The organism is Inconstantimicrobium porci, assembly GCF_009696465.1.
Taxonomy (GTDB): Bacteria; Bacillota; Clostridia; order Clostridiales; family Clostridiaceae; genus Inconstantimicrobium; species Inconstantimicrobium porci.
Map to the genome: position 1 here is coordinate 12,805 of NZ_VULX01000020.1, position 19,040 is coordinate 31,844.

Annotated in this window: 18 protein-coding genes, 2 pseudogenes and 1 riboswitch; of the genes and pseudogenes, 16 read left to right on the plus strand and 4 right to left on the minus strand. The window is 33.4% G+C overall.

All coding sequences use genetic code 11. The features are described from left to right. The first annotated feature begins 67 nt into the window (after positions 1–67). A complete protein-coding gene (locus FYJ33_RS11670) occupies positions 68–928 on the plus strand; it encodes an alpha/beta fold hydrolase (protein WP_154531903.1) in 861 nt (286 codons plus the stop codon). Positions 929–1,022: 94 nt separating this feature from the next. Here the strand turns inward: FYJ33_RS11670 and trhA are convergent, their stop codons facing one another. Further along, positions 1,023–1,673, minus strand: a complete 651-nt coding sequence (trhA, locus tag FYJ33_RS11675) for a PAQR family membrane homeostasis protein TrhA (protein WP_154531904.1) — start codon at positions 1,671–1,673, stop codon at positions 1,023–1,025. 220 nt (positions 1,674–1,893) lie between these two features. On the opposite strand from trhA, the gene FYJ33_RS11680 reads away from it, so the two are divergent. Next, on the plus strand, positions 1,894–2,304 hold the full coding sequence (locus FYJ33_RS11680) for a peptide deformylase (RefSeq protein ID WP_154531905.1): 411 nt from the start codon (positions 1,894–1,896) through the stop codon (positions 2,302–2,304). Between the two features lie 127 nt (positions 2,305–2,431). On the opposite strand, the pseudogene FYJ33_RS17150 reads toward FYJ33_RS11680, so the two are convergent. After that, positions 2,432–2,704 (minus strand): annotated as a pseudogene (locus FYJ33_RS17150) (IS3 family transposase); the annotation flags it as partial. 271 nt (positions 2,705–2,975) lie between these two features. On the opposite strand from FYJ33_RS17150, the gene FYJ33_RS11690 reads away from it, so the two are divergent. From FYJ33_RS11690 to FYJ33_RS11735, 10 genes are all read left to right on the plus strand, one after another. Then, entirely contained in the window at positions 2,976–3,215 is a 240-nt protein-coding gene (locus FYJ33_RS11690) for a DUF6674 family protein (protein ID WP_154531906.1), read from the plus strand. Next, positions 3,205–3,576: a DUF6674 family protein gene (locus FYJ33_RS11695; RefSeq protein ID WP_154531907.1), complete on the plus strand. Its 372-nt coding sequence runs from the start codon at positions 3,205–3,207 to the stop codon at positions 3,574–3,576. Before FYJ33_RS11690 ends, FYJ33_RS11695 begins: the two co-directional genes overlap by 11 nt. A 203-nt stretch (positions 3,577–3,779) precedes the next feature. Then, positions 3,780–3,855: riboswitch (cyclic di-GMP riboswitch) on the plus strand. A gap of 71 nt (positions 3,856–3,926) precedes the next feature. Beyond that, positions 3,927–4,124 carry a DNA-binding protein gene (locus tag FYJ33_RS11700; protein ID WP_235900839.1) on the plus strand — a complete coding sequence of 66 codons (198 nt, stop codon included), beginning with the start codon at positions 3,927–3,929 and terminating at the stop codon, positions 4,122–4,124. 63 nt (positions 4,125–4,187) lie between these two features. Further along, positions 4,188–5,168: a helix-turn-helix transcriptional regulator gene (locus FYJ33_RS11705; protein WP_154531908.1), complete on the plus strand. Its 981-nt coding sequence runs from the start codon at positions 4,188–4,190 to the stop codon at positions 5,166–5,168. Then, entirely contained in the window at positions 5,161–6,555 is a 1,395-nt protein-coding gene (locus FYJ33_RS11710; RefSeq protein WP_206046682.1) for a dynamin family protein, read from the plus strand. Before FYJ33_RS11705 ends, FYJ33_RS11710 begins: the two co-directional genes overlap by 8 nt. Then, entirely contained in the window at positions 6,552–8,849 is a 2,298-nt protein-coding gene (locus FYJ33_RS11715; RefSeq protein WP_154531910.1) for a dynamin family protein, read from the plus strand. The genes FYJ33_RS11710 and FYJ33_RS11715 overlap by 4 nt, the downstream gene beginning before the upstream one ends. Positions 8,850–8,860: 11 nt before the next feature. Beyond that, positions 8,861–9,475, plus strand: coding sequence for a hypothetical protein (locus tag FYJ33_RS11720; protein ID WP_154531911.1), 615 nt, complete (start codon positions 8,861–8,863; stop codon positions 9,473–9,475). A 3-nt stretch (positions 9,476–9,478) separates the two neighbouring features. Next, the gene (locus FYJ33_RS11725) at positions 9,479–12,787 is read left to right on the plus strand and encodes an ATP-binding protein (RefSeq protein WP_154531912.1); all 3,309 of its coding nucleotides are present in this window, start codon (positions 9,479–9,481) and stop codon (positions 12,785–12,787) included. Then, positions 12,784–13,353, plus strand: coding sequence for an HNH endonuclease signature motif containing protein (locus FYJ33_RS11730; RefSeq protein ID WP_154531913.1), 570 nt, complete (start codon positions 12,784–12,786; stop codon positions 13,351–13,353). Before FYJ33_RS11725 ends, FYJ33_RS11730 begins: the two co-directional genes overlap by 4 nt. Positions 13,354–13,356: 3 nt before the next feature. Further along, entirely contained in the window at positions 13,357–13,731 is a 375-nt protein-coding gene (locus tag FYJ33_RS11735) for a DUF6985 domain-containing protein (protein ID WP_154531914.1), read from the plus strand. A gap of 342 nt (positions 13,732–14,073) precedes the next feature. Here the strand turns inward: FYJ33_RS11735 and FYJ33_RS11740 are convergent. Continuing rightward, positions 14,074–14,971, minus strand: a pseudogene (locus tag FYJ33_RS11740) (integrase core domain-containing protein). Between the two features lie 353 nt (positions 14,972–15,324). Here FYJ33_RS11740 and FYJ33_RS11745 point away from each other — a divergent pair. From FYJ33_RS11745 to FYJ33_RS11755, 3 genes are all read left to right on the plus strand, one after another. Beyond that, on the plus strand, positions 15,325–15,978 hold the full coding sequence (locus tag FYJ33_RS11745) for an FMN-dependent NADH-azoreductase (protein WP_154531915.1): 654 nt from the start codon (positions 15,325–15,327) through the stop codon (positions 15,976–15,978). Positions 15,979–16,312: 334 nt separating this feature from the next. Continuing rightward, positions 16,313–16,822 carry a histidine kinase dimerization/phospho-acceptor domain-containing protein gene (locus FYJ33_RS11750; protein WP_206046683.1) on the plus strand — a complete coding sequence of 170 codons (510 nt, stop codon included), beginning with the start codon at positions 16,313–16,315 and terminating at the stop codon, positions 16,820–16,822. A 133-nt stretch (positions 16,823–16,955) separates the two neighbouring features. Then, complete coding sequence (locus FYJ33_RS11755; protein WP_154531917.1) at positions 16,956–17,642, plus strand: DUF554 domain-containing protein; 687 nt, start codon at positions 16,956–16,958, stop codon at positions 17,640–17,642. 386 nt (positions 17,643–18,028) lie between these two features. Here the strand turns inward: FYJ33_RS11755 and FYJ33_RS11760 are convergent, their stop codons facing one another. Then, a complete protein-coding gene (locus FYJ33_RS11760; protein ID WP_154531918.1) occupies positions 18,029–18,541 on the minus strand; it encodes a L,D-transpeptidase in 513 nt (170 codons plus the stop codon). A 35-nt stretch (positions 18,542–18,576) separates the two neighbouring features. Here FYJ33_RS11760 and FYJ33_RS11765 point away from each other — a divergent pair, with 35 nt between their 5' ends. Then, on the plus strand, positions 18,577–19,014 hold the full coding sequence (locus tag FYJ33_RS11765) for a flavodoxin family protein (protein ID WP_154531919.1): 438 nt from the start codon (positions 18,577–18,579) through the stop codon (positions 19,012–19,014). The last annotated feature ends 26 nt before the right edge of the window (positions 19,015–19,040 follow it).

A 19,040-nucleotide genomic window follows, 5' to 3' on the forward strand; every position in this document is an offset into this window, starting at 1 on the left:
AGTCAGTAACTACTTAAGATATGGGTGAATATTCTATATATGAATAGTATTTTTGTGGAGTTAACATATGGGGTGTTATATAAGAGTAGATGATGACGTTAAAGTATACGTTGAGGATATGAATCCAGAAGGCAGTGAAACTGTTGTCTTTCTTCATGGGTGGCCAGGCAGTCATGAATTATTTGAATATCAATATGATTACTTTATAAAGAAGGGTTACAGATGTATAGGCATAGACCAGCGTGGCTTTGGAAAGTCAGATAAGCCTACAGAGGGCTATGATTACAATACTCTAAGTGATGATCTAAAGGCTGTAGTTGATATACTGGGGCTTGATGGTTTTACGCTTCTTGGACATTCAACTGGTGGGGCAATTGCAGCTAGATACATGGCAAGACACAAGGGTTGTGGAGTAAAAAAACTGATTCTTTGTGCAGCAGCTGTTCCAAGTCTTATAAAGAGACCATATTTCCGTTATGGTATCGATAGAAATGTAGTGGAAAATATAATTAAACAGACATACAATGACAGACCTTTGATGCTTAATGATTTTGGAGAAATCTTTTTCTATAAGAAGCCAAGTCCATATTTTCTAAAATGGTTTATGCATTTAGGCTTTGAGGCATCAGGCTGGGCAACAGCACAGATTGCAGAGACATGGCTTGGTGAAGAAGATCTTTTTGGTGACATTAAAAGAATATATGTACCAACACTTATCCTTCATGGCATTTATGATAAGGTATGTCTGTTTGCACTTGCAAAATATCAGCATAAGGAAATCAAGAATTCAATTCTTATCAGATTTAACAACAGCGGACATGCAGTTTTTTATGATCAAAAGGAGAAGTTCAATAAGACAGTTGAATATTTTATTGAAAATGATAACTGTGTAAACAAGAAGAATACTCTCATGATAAAGAAATATTGAAAGTCTTAAGCTGTACATTGCTTTGTACAGTTTTTTTCTGCTTCTCAAATTTCTACTCTCAAATCTCTAATCTTATAAAGAGAGTGTCTATTAATTAAAGAATATAAAAGTATACAGTTAAGAAATGGCACAGTGTACCAAACATAACAAACAAGTGGAAGATTTCATGCGTACCGAATACTCCTATCTTTATTGCATCTTCTTTAAATGCATAGATTACACCGCCTATTGAATAAATTATTCCACCAGTTATTAATAGAGTAAGTCCCGCAGAAGGAAGAACTTTTGCTATTGGAAAGATTGCAAAGACTGCAAACCATCCTACACCAATATAAATTATACTACTGATCCATTTTGGACATGTCACCCAGCACAACTTAAAGATTATGCCCATGATACATACAGATGCAACTGCGGCAAAGAGTTTATAGCCTATAGAATTATGAAGTGCTATCAGGCAGAATGGTGCATAGGAGCCCATTATAAGTATGAATATCATTGTGTGGTCAAGCTTTTTGAATCGTTTAATTATTACGTCCGTTGAAATTACAGAGTGATATGTTGCTGATGCAGAGTAGAGAAGAATCATACCTGCACCAAAATAGATTACAGCAAAATAAGATAGCAATGAAAATCTGTGTGCAGAAGTAAGTTTCATCAGCATTACAATTAAGCCTATAACTGAAAATATCGCTCCGATTAGATGTGTTATTCCATTAACAGGTTCTCTTAAATATTCTATCATAATCGCCTCCGAAAATTAATATAGTTTTTAATACTATGTGATATTATATAAATAATATTACTCTTAGACTGGGAAAAGTCAATAAGCATTTGTTAAAAAGTGACAAAGCTTATAAAAAATTAATAACTAGACATGCTTACAAATTGATTTTTTGTATATGATACATTAAACTTAATTTATAAAAATATACTTAAGAAAGTCTGGAAGGCAGGAAAAATAAATGATAAAGGAAATAAATAAGGATATATTTTCACTTGGACAGAAAGCAGAAAAGGCTACAAGAAAGGATGCTGCAGTAATAAGGGATTTAACTGATACTTTAAAGGCTAATGCAGAAAAATGCGTAGGTATGGCTGCAAACATGATAGGTGTTAACAAGAACATCATTGTTTTCTTTGCAGGAAAAGTGTTAGTTGTAATGGTTAACCCTGTTATTACTAAGAAAAATAAAAAATACGAAACTGAAGAAAGCTGTCTTTCACTTGAAGGAGTAAGAAAAACTGAAAGATATGAAGTTATCGAAGTAGAATATCTTGACAAAAACTTCAGAAAGAAAAAGGATGTTTTCACTGGATTTACAGCACAGATAATACAGCATGAAGTTGATCATTGTAATGGAATAATAATTTAAGAAAATACAAAAAATAATAAGCATGATTTAATTAGAGTGAAAGATTATGTTAGATTTTATAATAAGTGAAGAAGTTAAAGAAAAATGCTCAAATATTGTGGATTGTCAACACTCTTTAATACATTTTTTATTCGGTCATATTTGCAAGTCTATACTCAACTGGAGTCATATAGTTTAAAGAACTATGAATGCGTTTATTGTTATACCATAATACATAACTTCTTAATTCTAACTTAAGTTCTTCTAAACTATTAAAAATTCTATTGAATGCAAATTCTGTTTTTATTATTTTATATCCAGCTTCCGCCACGGCGTTGTCATAAGGACAGCCTTTCTTACTTAAAGATCTTTGTATTTCAAATGTTTCTAGAATTTCATCAATAATGTTATTTTTACTTTCTCTAAATATTGAAATAATTGCATTTTCAAGTTTAGTATTGCATACTCTAATTTTCCTTTTATAATATACTAAGCTTCTAGGAATATTTAAAACTCTGCACATTGCGCTGATACTGTACTTTTTTTTATTAGATAATATTATTTCTATTTTCGTGCCATTATCAGCGCTGCCTGCTTTATGATATTCTTCTCCTTTTTCACAATTTTTTATATTATATCACGACCGAATAATTACTGTCTAATTAATTATAACCAATCCAGATGAAATGATAATGGAGCTTATGGAACTGCTAAAGGCAAATGGGAGACCAAAGCAGGCGACAGATGTGTTTGAGAGTGTAGCTTATGTGGATATGCTTGAAAGCAAGCTTGACCAGATGACAAGCGAGCTGGTGCAGATGCGTAAGAAATTGCAGGAGATGAAGGAACAGCAGGCATCAAAATCCCTGAAAGAGACCTTATCGGAAATGGTAGACAGAGCCACAGGCAAGATGCCGGCAGATGAAGGATAAGCTCTTTGAAGTCAAGAAAGAATATGCACAGTCAAATATAGCAGTCATCCGCAAGCCTTGGGAGTGGCAGAAGAAAGTGTATCAGAATCTGGAACTTCATCTGGATGCAGCTATAGATAAGGTGGATAATCTGGCTAAGGATGTGGAATTACAGAGGATGGAGAAGAAATGGGATGAACTGTATGAGCAGACACATCAGGAAGGTAAAGAGACAGTACAGCTACAGACAATCGCATTAGTATCAGAGAAAGATTATGCGTATGGTGCTGAGGCGTTTGAGGCGTATATGGAAGAAAGTAATCGAGATGTAAAGTCGGAAATAAGGGAAGTAGCAGTACAAAAAAGTGGCAAAGCCAGATAAAGGGAAAGAATAAGTTATTAGGGGTGTATCATCTGAAATGGTGGTCTGCCTTTATTAATCATTTACAATTATTTGGTCATAATAGAGATTGCTAATATTTGTGCAATATGAACAAAAACAACCTTGTAATGATGTGCTATGTGTGGATTACAAACAAAAATAGATTGACATTGTGCGAATGAAAGTGTATAATAGGTAATATCTAGATATCGAGGCAAAATGTGTGAAAGCATATGACGCAAAACTATAGGGACTGTAAAATGTCAGCCAGTTGCAGTATTGATTTTGGGCACAGTCTTACTATTATTCGATAGTGAGACTGCGTCCATTTTTTGTTTATGGAGGTAAATATGAATGGATACTTAAAAATCTCAGAAATTTCAAAAAATGGGGCATTAAAGAGGAAGAATCAATACTTTATGTTTAGAAGGACGCATCGAGGGGGGATTGTTAAATTTGGAAATACATGGGCGATTCCTGAGAATGCTGAAAAACCAAAAGATGAGAGAATTAAAACAGGAAAGTATATAAAAAACAAATCAGAGTGACAGTTTCTGTCATGGCTAAATTGTATAATACTATTAGTCAAGTAGGATAGGAGCGGATAATCAATGGATAATGGAAAGGTAGATAGAACGCTTGGGATTTATACCAGATTATTGGGTGGATACATAGTTAGCAAGATAGAGGAAGCACAAAGATATGGTGTAAATGAGAGAACAATTCAAAGGGATATTGATGATATAAGAAATTTCCTGGAAACTGAAGTGGAGAATAGTGGGATAATAAATTCAATTATTTATGATAGATATGAGAAGGGTTATAAACTGGAGCAAGTATATCAATTGAAGTTATCAAATAGTGAAATACTTGCAATATGTAAAATTCTCCTTGAAAGCAGGGCGTTTTCTAAAATAGAAATGCAAGAAATGCTTGATAAATTAATATCCTGTTGTGTTCCTAAAAGAAATCAGAAAATTGTTAAAGAGCTTATTGCAAATGAAGAATTTCATTATGTCGAACCGAGACATAAGTCACAATTCTTAGATACTTTATGGGATATTGGACAAGCAATAAGAAATTGCAATTATATTGAAGTGGATTATGAACGTATAAAAGATAAGAAAATTGTCAATAGAAAATTAAAACCATTAGCGATAATGTTTTCTGAATACTACTTTTATGTAACTGCATTCATTGATGACGAAGAAGTAAAAAAAGACTTTGATGTAATCAATGATTCTTTTCCGACAATATATCGAGTAGATAGAATACAAAAATTAAAAATATGCAACGAAAAGTTTTATATTCCGTATTGTAGTAGATTCGAGGAGGGCGAATTTAGAAAAAGAGTACAATTCATGTACGGTGGTAAGTTAAAGAAAGTTAAGTTTAGGTATAAAGGATGCGATACGGATGCAATATTAGATAAATTACCAACAGCAGTTGTGAAATCAGAAGATGAAGATGGAATTATCATAGAAGCAGAAGTATTCGGAGATGGTATAGATATGTGGATTCGAAGTCAAGGGGAAATGATAGAGATGATTTCATCAATGAAACCAGATGATACTAGGAGGATTTATGGATAGACAAGAGTTAGAGAGTTCTCTTTATGAAATATTTAAAGAATTATTGATTCGTAAAGAGAGTGAAAATACAAAAGTTCCCGTGGGTATTCAGAATTCTTTGTTTGTTTCGTCGATGAATATACAAGAACATCCAATGAGGAATGTAAAAAAGAATTTGCGAATGAAATATTATAATGTGTTAAGGTATGTTGTCTTAAATCAAAATAGTGATGAATTTGTTCAGACAAGATTAAGTAAGTATGGGATGTTACTAATTGGTTCTCCGGACATAGAAGTTGATGAATCAATGGTGAAAGCAGATATAAATGCAATTGTTAATTGTAAGTATATGCCATGGAGAAAGAAATATAGATATGGTATTCTTAGTGATATCGCACTGATATTGGTTAATAAAGAAAAGGTAGAAAAAGCCTATTTGGAAATTGCATCATTTATTCAAAAGAATCAACAAAATAGTATTGCTGAATTTTATACCACATTGAATGAAGTTCAGAGCGACATCACAAGATTTTTATGGTCAGAAAATTTGATTAGTCAAGTAAAGAGTAATTGGAATTTTTATGATTTAGTAGAGAAAAGAGTAATTGTATCTGCTACTATGAGCGCAGGTAAATCGACACTTATTAATGCGATTATCGGGAAAAAAATCGCCAAAACATCGCAAGAAGCATGTACAGGCAATACATGCTATATTTATAATAAACCATTTGAGGATAATACGACATATTTGTGTAATGAAGAATGTTTTTATGATGCTACAGAAAGTGAATTGGAGAATATTTCTTGGCAGAATGATAGTAAGATTGCTACATATTTTAGGGCTCTAGATACACCTAGCAAAAGGGTGTGTCTTATTGATACTCCGGGTGTGAATTCTGCAATCAATAGAAACCATGGAAGAATAACGAAAAAAGCCTTAACAAACGAAAAATTTGACAAGGTGATATATGTTCTTAATGCAAATAAGCTGGGCACTGAAGAGGAAATGGCTTATTTGAAATGGTTTGTTAACAATGTAGATAAGGACAAAGTAATATTTGTATTGAACAAAATAGATGACTTTAATGTATCAGAAGATAACATTTTAGAAAGTATTGAAGGAGTTAGGAAGGATTTGAATTTGTTGGGTTATGACAATCCAATAATTTGCCCATTCTCTGCGTATTTTGCGTTGTTACTTAAGATGAAAGCATTCAATGAAAAATTGTCTGATGACGAAGAAGATGAATATCAGCTTTATGTAAAAAAATTTAGTAAACCTGCTTATGATCTTACGAAGTACTACAGTAATTCGACACCTGAAGATGGTGATAGTGAACTGATGATAATGAGCAAGCGATGCGGACTATACGGTTTAGAAAAAATATTATTTGGAGGTGCTGTATGAAAAAGGTGTTTATTAAGTACAATCCGTACAAATTGGAAACTGAAGTAACTGTTGATGGAAAAAAGCTAGCACAGAATAGCAAGCTAGGAGAAAAAATTATTCCAGGTACAAGACTGCAGGAGTGGGTTGAAGAGTTACCACAAATATTGATTGACGAATATAATGATACTGATTTTGATCTTGTGTTTCACGGAACTTTGCTTGATTTTGAAGATTTAACAGAGGTATTTACTCATGCATATGAAAAGGGAGAATTGACAGCAAAATTAGATAGAAAACCGGCAAAAGAAACTGCTGATAAGGAAGCGTTAATTGAACAGGTTTTTGCTGAAATACAGGAGGGACCTTTTGAGGAATTGCGCGATGTAGAAATAATTAGTGCATTTCAACATGCAAAAAGCAGTGATTTTGAAGTATGTGTTGTAGCAACGATGAGTGCAGGAAAATCTACTTTGATAAATTCGATGTTAAGAAGTAAATTAATGCCTTCAAAGCAAGAAGCATGTACTGCCATTGTTACAAGAATTAAGGATGTAACAGACGGTGCTCATACATGGCAGGCAGAAGTTTATGACAAAGAAAATAGAATGATAGAATCTCATGAGGAATTAACATATGAAACTATGTCAAGACTGAATGATGATGATAAAGTATCTGTAATCAAAGTTAATGGAGATATTCCTTTTGTATCAGCAGAAGACGTTTCGCTCGTATTGATTGATACACCTGGTCCAAACAATTCGCGTGATCCGGAACATAAAAAAGTTCAGAGTGAGTTTTTGAGTAAATCTTCAAAGTCTTTAGTATTGTATATTATGGAAGGCACTTTTGGCTCTGATGATGATAACGCATTGTTACAGAGAGTAGCAGACAGTATGAAAGTTGGGGGTAAACAATCAAAAGACAGATTCATTTTTGTTGTTAACAAGATGGATGATAGAAAAAAAGAGGACGGAGATACGGAACAAACATTAGATAGAATCAGAGCTTATTTGAAAAAACATGGTATCAATAATCCTAATCTCTTCCCTGCAGCAGCATTGCCGGCATTGAATATTCGATTGATTGAAAATGGTGCAGAAGTAGATGAAGATACTGAAGAGGAGACTGAGATGAAAGTAAGAAAACTTAATAGAAATGAGACGCTTCATTTTGAAAATTATGCTTCATTGCCTTCAAGTATTAGGGGACAAATCAACGAGACTTTGGCTATAGCAAAAGATGCGGGAGATGCCAATGCGGAAGCATTGATTCATACAGGATTAGTATCAATAGAGGCGGCTATTCGTCAGTATGTACAGAAATATGCAAAAACTGCGAAAATCAGAAATATTGTTGATACCTTTATGCACAAACTAGAAGAAGTAGGTTGTTTTGAGGAAACCAAAAAAGAACTTGCGGAGAATAGAGATGAAAGTGAACGTATTGCTGCACATATTGAAAATATTAGAAAGAATGTTGATGATGTAAAATCAGCTAAGAAATTTAAAGATGCAGTAGATGATGCGGTTCTTAAGGTGAATGATGATGCAAGAGATGTAATTGAAGATATTGTAAAGAAATACAAGGATCGAATAATTCAAAGAATTGACAAGGTACGTGGTGATGAACTGGATATTGTTGAAGTAGAATATGAAGTTACGAGATTAGCAAAATTTGCCAAGAAATTAGAACCTGATTTTCAAACTGAATTAGATGAATTATTAAGAGAAAATCTAATAAATACAAGTAATGCTTTGTTGGAAGAGTATAAAAAGAAATTAGCTTCTTTGACAGAAGAATTGGACAAAACGGGAATAACCGGCATTACTATCGACCCGTTAAAATTGATCAGTGGAAGTGTAACTAATGTGGGTGATGATTTTTCAATTAATAAACTTGTTCAGTCAAAAGAAGTGGAAGACGGAGAAGAATGGGTAGAAAATACTGGTAAAAAATGGTATAAGCCATGGACTTGGTCTCAAGAAAAAGGATATTACAGAACTAAGTATAAAACAGTTAAGTATGTAGATGCATCAGAGCTTGCGCAAGAGTTCCTTACTCCTGTTCAAGAAATTGTATATGAAAATGGTGATAATGCGAAATCATATGCGTTGAAACAATCTAATAGAATAGCGGCAGCTTTTAATAAGGAGTTTAAACGGCTTGATGATGTCTTAAAACGTAAATTGAATGAATTAGAAAATTATGCAACAGATAAAGAGAAAGCTGAGGAGCGAATTAAGGAAACTGAGCAGAAACTGAAATGGTTAGAAGAAATCAAGGCAAAAGTTGAATCAATATTAGAAGTATAGGAGGGATAAGAATGGCATTGAAAAATTCGTTTTATGATGCAGTAAAAGATAAGAATATACGTCGACTTCGTATAATGATGAGTGATAGTTTGCTTGTTGATCCGACATTTAGAGAGTTTACAGAAATGGATGAGGTTGCGTCTTCCGTAGAAGGCTTATATGAGCCATTTGACGGTAGACCATTGGAAACGGATGAATCTAACTGGAACGATGATTATATGAGCAAGCAGATGGTACAAGTGGTAAGTAATTTCTCGCATGAACGGATTGAGCATCTTAAGTCTGTTATTAGATATTTACGTCCTGTAACAAAAACGGTAAATAGTAATGTGAGCAAAGCATCAAATAATCCAGAAGTAAAGAGGAATATGAGTTATGAGGAGCAAAAACGTCAGGATCAGTTAAGTGGTAGATATCGAGGAGTAAAAATAGCGACAGGAGCTGTGGCTGGAGCCGTGGTAGGTGGTGTTATTGCATCAGCAACTGAGGTAACTGTAGCAGAAGGAGCTATAGCTGGGGTAACTGTAGTAGGAGGAACTATAGCTGGAGCCGTAGTAGGAGGAGCTATAGTTGGAGCCGTAGTAGGTGGCGTTGCAGTTGCGGTAATAACAAATGGAGGTGACTAGTGTATGAGTGAAACGGTAGTTTTGAGAAAGAAGGACGATGATGTTCTGGAAGTGGTGCCTACTAATGAAATAATTGAAAATGAACCGAAGTCAATTGTGCCAGAATACGAAAAATTGCAGGCGGGCTTAGTTGAAGCTAATAAACTTGTTGATGACATTATTTTGAAAAAATACCTACACAATCTTACAGACTTAGAGATTATACCACTAGACGATAGTTTGAAGAAGATTAGTGACATAAGACTATTTAGAATAACGGAGATGGTATATCAAAATAATGAGTATTCAACATATAAATTTGCTTCTGTTTTTAATTCCGTACAAAACTTGAATTGTGGCGTGTTTATTGTGGTTGATAGTAATGGGCAAAAGACAGATTTTTATATGGGAGTACGTTCTTTAGATGATAAACGGACGACAAAGTCTTTAAAAGACACGCTGAAAAACGCTCTTTGCGGTCAGTTTCCAGGTGTAAAGACGGAAGATTTGCTAGATCCAGTTGCGGAAGAGTTCCTTGGTAATATCGCGACTAAAAATATAACAAGTGTTTCATGTGTAGCTAAGAATAAGGACAAGGAATTTAAGGATAATGAAACTTTTATTCAAGGATTAGAAAAACTTGCTCTTGCAATGCAGGGACAAAAATACACTGCTATAGTTTTAGCGAAAAGTGCAGATTCGGCACAACTTGAAGAAACAAGGCAAGCATATGAAATGATATACACGCAGCTCTCACCATTTGCAAATATGCAAATGTCTTATGGGAGAAATACTGCATTAAACATTTCAGATGCGTTTTCGCATGGTACTTCGATAGGTTCATCACATTCTGTTAATAGTTCAATACAGAAGGGTAAAAGTAATTCAAAGGGAACATCGAAGAATCATTCAACGACGAAATCAGATACATTAGGAGCGTTGGCAAAAAGTATAGGTACAGCGGCACTGGGGGTTGCAAGTTTGGTTACTGCACCATTAGAAGGTGTCGCAAGCGTGGCTGTAGCTGGAGCAATAGCGGTGGGTCAAATGGGATTAAGTGCATATAATCCAAAAACAAAGTCTGACGGAACTGGTACAAGTGAGAATTCTACAGTAAATGAAAATACTACGCAAGGAGAAACGGAAACTGAAACAAAGAATGAGTCCGAGAACGAAACACATACTAAGGGTATTACAACTGGAAAATCTGATACAATGCAATTGACATTGCAAAATAAGTCTTTATTGAATACTTTGCAGCGTATAGATGAGCAGTTAAAAAGAATTGATGAATGTGAAAGCATCGGAATGTGGGAATGTGCAGCATATTTCCTTTCAGATTGTCAAGAAACAGCGGAGATGGCAGCTGGAACGTATAAAGCACTGATGAAGGGAGAAAAGTCAGGGCTTGAGACATCCTCAATTAATTTTTGGGGTAAACAAAATGCAAATAAGTTGCCAATACTAAGAGATTATATTACGAACTTCATTCATCCAGTATTTGAATACCATTCTGATAGTATTAGTGTGCCAGTTACAGCATCCTCATTAGTAAGTAGTAATGAACTTGCTATAGAAATGGGACTTCCAAGAAAATCGGTGTGTGGATTCCCTGTAATTGAACATGCAGATTTTGGCAAGGAGGTAGTGCAGTATAATAAAAAATTACATAGCAAAGATTTCTGCCTTGGCAAGGTGTTTAGCATGGGTGCGGAAACGGAAACAGAAGTAAATATAGATTGTAATTCCTTAACGATGCATACATTCGTTACGGGTTCAACTGGTTCTGGAAAAAGTAATACGGTTTATGAAATACTAAATCAACTCAGAAATGTATATGGAATACCTTTTCTGGTAGTCGAACCGGCAAAGGGAGAGTATAAAAATGTATTTGGTCAATTCCCTGATGTAAATGTATATGGTACGAATCCAAAGAAAACTACTCTCTTAAGAATTAATCCATTTCGTTTTCCGGAAGATGTTCATGTATTGGAACATATGGATAGGTTGGTTGAAATATTTAATGTATGTTGGCCTATGTATGCGGCTATGCCGGCAATACTAAAAGAAGCAATGGAAAAAGCATACGAGGCAGCAGGTTGGAATATGGGTACCTCTGTTAATAGTAAGTCCAATAAATATCCAAATTTTGCTGACTTGTTGGAACAAATTGAAATTGTGATTAATGAATCAAAATATTCTGCAGATAGCAAGGGCGATTATTCAGGAGCATTATTGACAAGAGTCCGTTCGTTGACAAATGGTCTAAATAGTTTGATTTTTTGCGATGATGACCTAAGCGATAAAGAACTGTTTGATAAGAGTGTTATTGTTGATTTGAGCAGAGTGGGTTCAACCGAAACAAAATCTTTGATTATGGGCATTCTTGTTATGAAATTGAACGAGTATAGAATGTCTTCAGGACGAATTAATAGCCCTCTGGCACATATTACAGTACTTGAAGAGGCACATAATCTATTGAAGAAAACATCTACAGAGCAATCAACTGAAGGAGCGAATCTGCTTGGTAAGTCGGTAGAATTATTAGCAAACTCTATAGCGGAAATGAGAACTTACGGAGAGGGATTTATAATTGCAGATCAGTCTCCGGGATTGTTAGATATGTCTGTAATTAGAAACACAAATACAAAAATTATACTGCGATTGCCAGATAAGAGTGATAGAGAATTAGTTGGTTATGCAGCAGGTTTGGATGAAGACCAGATTGAGGAATTGTCAAAGCTTAAGAGAGGTGTTGCAGCTGTTTATCAGAATGATTGGGTTGAACCTGTTCTTGTGCAAGTTAATAAGTGTACGATTCCAGAAATAATATATGATTGTTCGGAAGAAGTGAAGAAGACCGATTACAATTCTGTACGAACACAAATCGTAAAATTACTGATACAAGGAAGAGTGAGTGAAAAGTATACTATTTTGTTAGAAGAAATCGAAAAAGGATTGGATTCTTTGGGATTATCTACTTTAAATTACGAATTTGTCGAAGAGCAAATTATTGAATTTAAAGAGAAGGGAGAACTTAGTATTTGGAAAGATGACAATTTTAGAAAGTTATCTCGAAGAATTACTGATATTTTAGGTGTACGAGCAAAAGTTGAGAATATAGTTGTGACAGCAATGGATAATGAAGAATTAACAGAAAAACTCGGAAGAGTAGTTGAACTATGCATTAATTCTCCAAGCGAACCACTCAAAATTGCATTAAGCCAGTGTTTTATGAAAGATATGAGTACACAGCAAGAAGAACGCGAGATGCGAGAGAAAATTTATTTGAATTGGTTTAAGTCGGTTGTAGAAAGGAGTCGTGGCTTATGATAGACAATTTTAACGATGTAAAAGAGACACCTAATAATAAGTTCGCAGATTCGGCATTGGGGAAGAAGTCAGAGGGGTCCGTCCTAGATAAATTTGCTGATATTGCAGATAAAGCATTAGCAGTGATGTGTGATGGTATAAAATGTTGCCCAATAGAGAATGGTGAATGGACTGGTGAAAGAGGTAATTCAAAATGGTGCCCAGATAAAAATTATGTGCCATTAAAAGCTAATCCAGAAGGAAAAACGTGGGATGAAATTCTTAAGAAATTTGGAATAGATGGTATATACTTTAAGGATGGTGAGCCTGATTTTAGACCTATTAGTAAAGGCAATGTCGAGATCAAAGGATTCTCTGATGACAGAACCGATAATTTTGATAAGGCAGACATTGAATTAGCGAAGCAAAAGGGGTGTTCACCAGAAGATGTGAAACGATGGCGTAAAGAAAACGGGTACACATGGCATGAATGTCGCGATATGAAGACAATGCAAAAAGTACCTAGTATTGTACATAATAATATATCGCATAGCGGTGGTATATCCGAAGCAAAGAAAGGAGCATAGACTATGAAGCACGAAATATTTGGAGAATTGGTATTTAATACAGGTTGGAAGTCGAAAAAGACATTGACTATGTTTAATAATAATTATTCTGTAAATTTGAAATTGCAAGCTTACTATGAAGAAGATGGTATTACTCAAGAACAAGAACAGGCATATAAAGAGTATCTTAGTTCGGAAAGTGAGTTGTTAGAAGCAGCAGAAAAAATGCTTCTGGAGAAGGATTCTATGGCATCAGACAGGTTTATACCTAAAACATTGCTTGTAAACAGAGATGGTTCTACTGCAATTATGTGTGATGATGAAGATGAACCAGATGAAGGTATAGCTGTATGTCTCATGCCTGAAATGCAGATAATGTCGCAGGATGATTATTTGTAGATTGTGATTTCGGGTTATGATTACAGGTTGAGAGGTAGTAAAGTATAGTAGCGTAGAGAATTGCAACAAGTCCTGATTATTGGACAGCATAAGAAATATAATAGGAATCAAGATAGGAGCAGTCCGTCTTGGTTCCTTTTTCTTTGAAAAATGATATACGATATTCGCAATTCGTGTGGTATAATGGTACCAGTGTTAATTGGCATAGTATTGTTGATGAGAAAGGGAAAAATTATGGCAATTAGTTATAACGGATTATGGAAACTGCTGATTGATAACAACATGAATAAAGGCGATTTATGGTCTTATGTCAATATCTTGGACACAAAAAGTCAAACTTTTTTATATTACACTTCTAGCCAGTAATTCACATTGATCTGGAGTCATGTAATTAATCGAAGAGTGTAGTCTTTTTCTATTATACCAACCTTCAATATATTTAAATATTGCTATATTAGCTTCTTCGAAGGTACGATATGTAGTTCTATAGATTTCTTCCTTCTTTATTGAAGAGTGGAAAGATTCTATGCATGCATTGTCATATGGACAACCTTTTTTACTAAAAGATTGTGTAATATTAAATTCTTTACACAGTTGCTTTAAATCATTACTAATATATGTAATATCTCCTACCCATTTTTCATTAATAGATGTAGTTGTAAAATCTCTCTTCAAAACGTTTTCCAAACCTTCTGCTACTTTTTTATTTGAATGCGGTTTGTATTTTTTTACTGTTATTGCACAAAGCCCAAGTTCAGTCATTCTTCTTTGAACTCTTTTCAATGATACATTGAAGCCTTTTAATTTAAGTATATGGTGGATTTTAATTCTTCATTTTCTACTGTTCTTAATGATTTGCTTTTATCAAAAGATTTATAGTATGTGCTTCTGGCTACGCCTAGAACGTTACACATTGTCTTAATATCATGATCATTTTTATTACTATCAATAAAATCTATTACTACATCTAATTTCTTGTTGCAAATATGGCCATAGCTTTTTTTAATATTTCATTTTCCTCCTTAATTCTTGCCATTTCTTTTTTTAATTCTTTGACTTCTTTTAAAGTCATAACCTCATTTTCATCTATTTTGATTTCTTTAATATCCTTGATGCATCCATTAATTGTTGATTTTGCAATGCCATATTCGCTACTTATCTCTGATAAGGTCATACCTGATTTGTATAAATCTACTATCATATCCTTATATTCTTGATCATATCTTTTGCCCTTACCCATAGTGGACACATCCTTTCTTAACTAAATAATATTTTACTTAGTTCGACTTATTGTGTCCACTATTTTATACTAACATCAACTTGAATAAAAATATTGTTAGGTACAAGCTTTTACCACATATTATCCCGTAGAAATTAGAGAATTAATTTACTAAAATTAAATTGCGTTCAACTTCATGAAATTTTTTAAAAATCTATTAGTGAACATATACTATTCGTTATTATCTGTTCTCTATTCACTTCTTTTAAGATTGACCTGGTTTTGCTTATTAATTTGAGAATAATAACATCTAAAATCATAAAATGATCCAATCTTGTAGATACTAAGTACAAATGATTATCGAGGTGTTATAAATGGGTAAAAAATTATTGTACATTAGTGTAAGTTCTAAACCTGAATTAATTTCATCATCAAAGACTGTAGCTAGAGCTTTTATTGATAAGTTTATTGATAAATATCCTGATTTTGATGTGGAGGAAATTGATTTATACAAAGAGCATATTCCAAGGCTTGAGTATACATATTTTGAGGGTAGAAACAGTATTATAAATGAGGAATCTACAAGGAAGCTTCCAGAGAAGGATCAGAAGGAAATTGAGAAGATAAGATTTTTAAGTTATCAGTTTAAGGCAGCTGATATGTATGTAATTGCAGCACCAATGTGGAGTTTGTCTTTTCCAGCACCACTAAAGGAGTATATTGACTGCATTATTCAGGATAAGATTACTATTAATCTTAAATCAGGAAAGATGCCAGTTGGACTTCTCAAGGATAGATACAGGGCACTTGTTTACATTCAGTCATCAGGTGGAAAGATTCCATGGACTGCTGATGTAATAATGGACAGAGGAGAAAATTATATAAGGGATATTATGAAGATTCTGGGTATTGCTACAGTTAAGGAACTAAAGGTTGAAGGAACAGGTACAACAGAGCAGGAAAGGCTCAATGCTATAAAAGATGCCGAGGAAAAGATTGATAATATAATAAGTGAAATAAAGTTTTAGACATAAAATTCAAAGAGCTGCTTTTAAACAGCTCTTATTTGTATATTTAAGTGAATTATGTAATTATAATCATGGTGTTATATCATTTAAAAAGTCGCATTAAATTTATTGAAAAAAATACCGATATTAATATTAATATGTAAAAAAAACAATATAAATTGACATGGTTTAAGAAAAAATGTAAAATTTTTAGTGGCGTTTTACGAATATTATGTTAACTAAACAATTATAAAATGGGATAACTCAAAAATGGAGAGATTAATTAGAGTATGAATAACGAAAAAAAGATGAGTAAAAAAAGAATCACCTTACAATAGCTTGAGTGGTTATTTTTATGTTGTTAAGTAATATACAGTGTTATGCAAGCGAAGGGGAAAGCTATGCTAAAAACTATAATCAGACTGTTATTACTGGTAGGTTTATAATGATACAAAATAGTATTATTGTTATTTTGGCAATGATGATATTAGCATTATCAATTGCATTAGCCTTGCTAATTAGGAGATATGCAAGATTCAAAAATAACTATGATAAAGTTATTGTACGAGATAAAATAAGAAGCGATTACATTATTATAATTTCACATGAGCCTAGAACTCCGTTGAATATTATAGTAAATTCGGCAAAACTTCTTAAAGAGTATCTTAGTAATAATGATAAAATGGACAAACAGTATGTTATAGATAAATCAGAGTACATAGTGAATAATTCTTCAAGGTTATTAAAAACGATTAATAACTCAATAGATGCAGCCATGTTTGAGGCTGGACTTGGCATGTACATAACATATAACCTAATAAAGATTCATGGTGGAGATATGACTGTTGAGAGTGAATTAAAATAAACAGTATCTTTTTTATTTCATTATGTATTTCTTATACGTTTGCCTTGCTATAAAAGTTGTTAAACAAGAACTTATGTGATACATTATTACTTTGGAATTGAAATTCAATATTAATAATTATCGCGGAGGAAATATGACAGGTACAATTGTAAACACTGGAGCAATTATTATTGGAACTATTATCGGATGTGTTATAAAGAAGGGCATTAAGCAGAGATATCATGATGCACTATTTAATGCCATGGGGTTTGTGGCTATAGCCGTTGGAATTAACGCTGTTGTCAGTCATATGCCGGAAAGTAAATATCCTGTATTATTTATCGTAAGCTTGGCACTTGGAACTCTTATAGGTGAGGTGCTTGATATCGATGCAAAATTTAATGGACTTATTGGAAAGTATTCTAAGTCTAACTTAGGACAGGGATTATCAACAGCAATCCTTCTAAATTGTATAGGAACGCTTTCAATCCTTGGTCCTGTAATGAGTGCAATTTATGGTGATAATACATATTTATACACAAACGCTACGCTTGATTTTGTGTCATCAATAGTATTTGGCTCTACTTACGGCATAGGAATGGTGTTCTCAGCACCTGTATTATTTGTGTGGCAGGGAAGTATTTATCTTGTAGCAAACTTTTTATCAGGATCGTTCTTCTCAGCACCACTAGTGGCAGAGCTTTCAATAGTAGGTGGTATCCTTATAGCAAGTTCAGGACTTAACATTCTTAAGATAAAAGACTGCAAGACTTTAAATATGTTACCATCACTTTTTATACCAATAATATTCTTTGTTGTAAAAGGAATCATTGGATTTTAAAATAAAAAAAATCACCTGAGTCAATTTAAGACTTGGGTGTTTTTTTATGGAAGTAAAAATCTTAGATTTAATCAATCTATGCTTGAGCATTTCTTTCATTATTTGTGGAATGCTTTGATTTCTTCTAGCAGGTCTTTTAGTACTGGGTCGATGAATAAATCTTTTCTAATTATGTTTTCATTTACTACTGGTATAAAAAAGTCATCGCAACAAATGGCGAAGATGTAGAATAAAAAAGTATAAAAATCCTCAGTAAATTTGCTGGGGATTTTTTTGTGGTTCAAATATATATGCAAAGATTTGAAATTAGATCACAGGTCAAAAGTAACAGGTCACAGGTCAGGAGGAAACTCCTCAGAGGGAGTTTCAATTCTAATCAAAAGCTATTAAGAGATATACACCGTTGTTCCATAAGGAACGTTATCATAAATCCATTTTGCGTTTACTTTTGCCAGTCTTATGCAGCCATCACAGATTCTAATGCCCAGTCTGCCATCCCTTACTGTATTGTTTAGATTATAAAGTATTGAATGAAAAACATAATTGCCTTTAAACTGCGAATAATAGTAGCAGATGTATCCATGATTCTGGCCAAAAGAGTAACCTTTTGCACCTATTTTATATGTTCCGAGAGGTGTTGGAGTAGAGGGTTTTCCTAAAGAGCAGATGAAATTTTTTACAAATGTCCATTTATTTTTGGTGCCTGTAAAAATATTTACACGAAAGCTTTTTGTATCAACACATATAAGATACTTTGTATTACTTGAAATGTTTTTGCTATTTATAAGCTTTTGCGAGGTGTCAACGTAGGAATCTGGAAGCCTTCTGTGATAAGTAGATGAATATTTCTTCAATAAGTATTTGTGATGTATAGAACTGAATATATCCGTTATTGACATAGAGTCACCTTATATATTGATTCTATATTTATACTATGAAAGATGATAAAGTGTGTGAGGAATTTGAGATAGAGACAAAAGAGGAAATAAAGCCAGATATACTCTCAAGATATTACAAAGGTACAAAAGCTATGTTTTCATCATCGCTTCCAGAATTAAAACCATATAACTTAAATCTTAATGAGTATGACAGGATTATATTAGGTTTTCCAAACTTGGCATCAAATTTTCCACCAGCAGTAAAAGCATTCATTGAGCAGAATGATTTTAGTAATAAAGATGTATATCTTTTTACAACTTATGTGGCTAGGGGAGGCTCTAAGTGCCTTGAAAATGTTGCAAAGTATTTTGAAAATAGCAGCAGTGTAAAAGCTTTAGGTAAGTTTTCACTGCCAAAGAGTAAGAATAAAGAAAAATTAATTAAGGAAATAAGAGAAAAATTAAAAGTAATGGATGTTAAAATTTTTAGTTAGATATATAATCAATGTAGATAGATTAT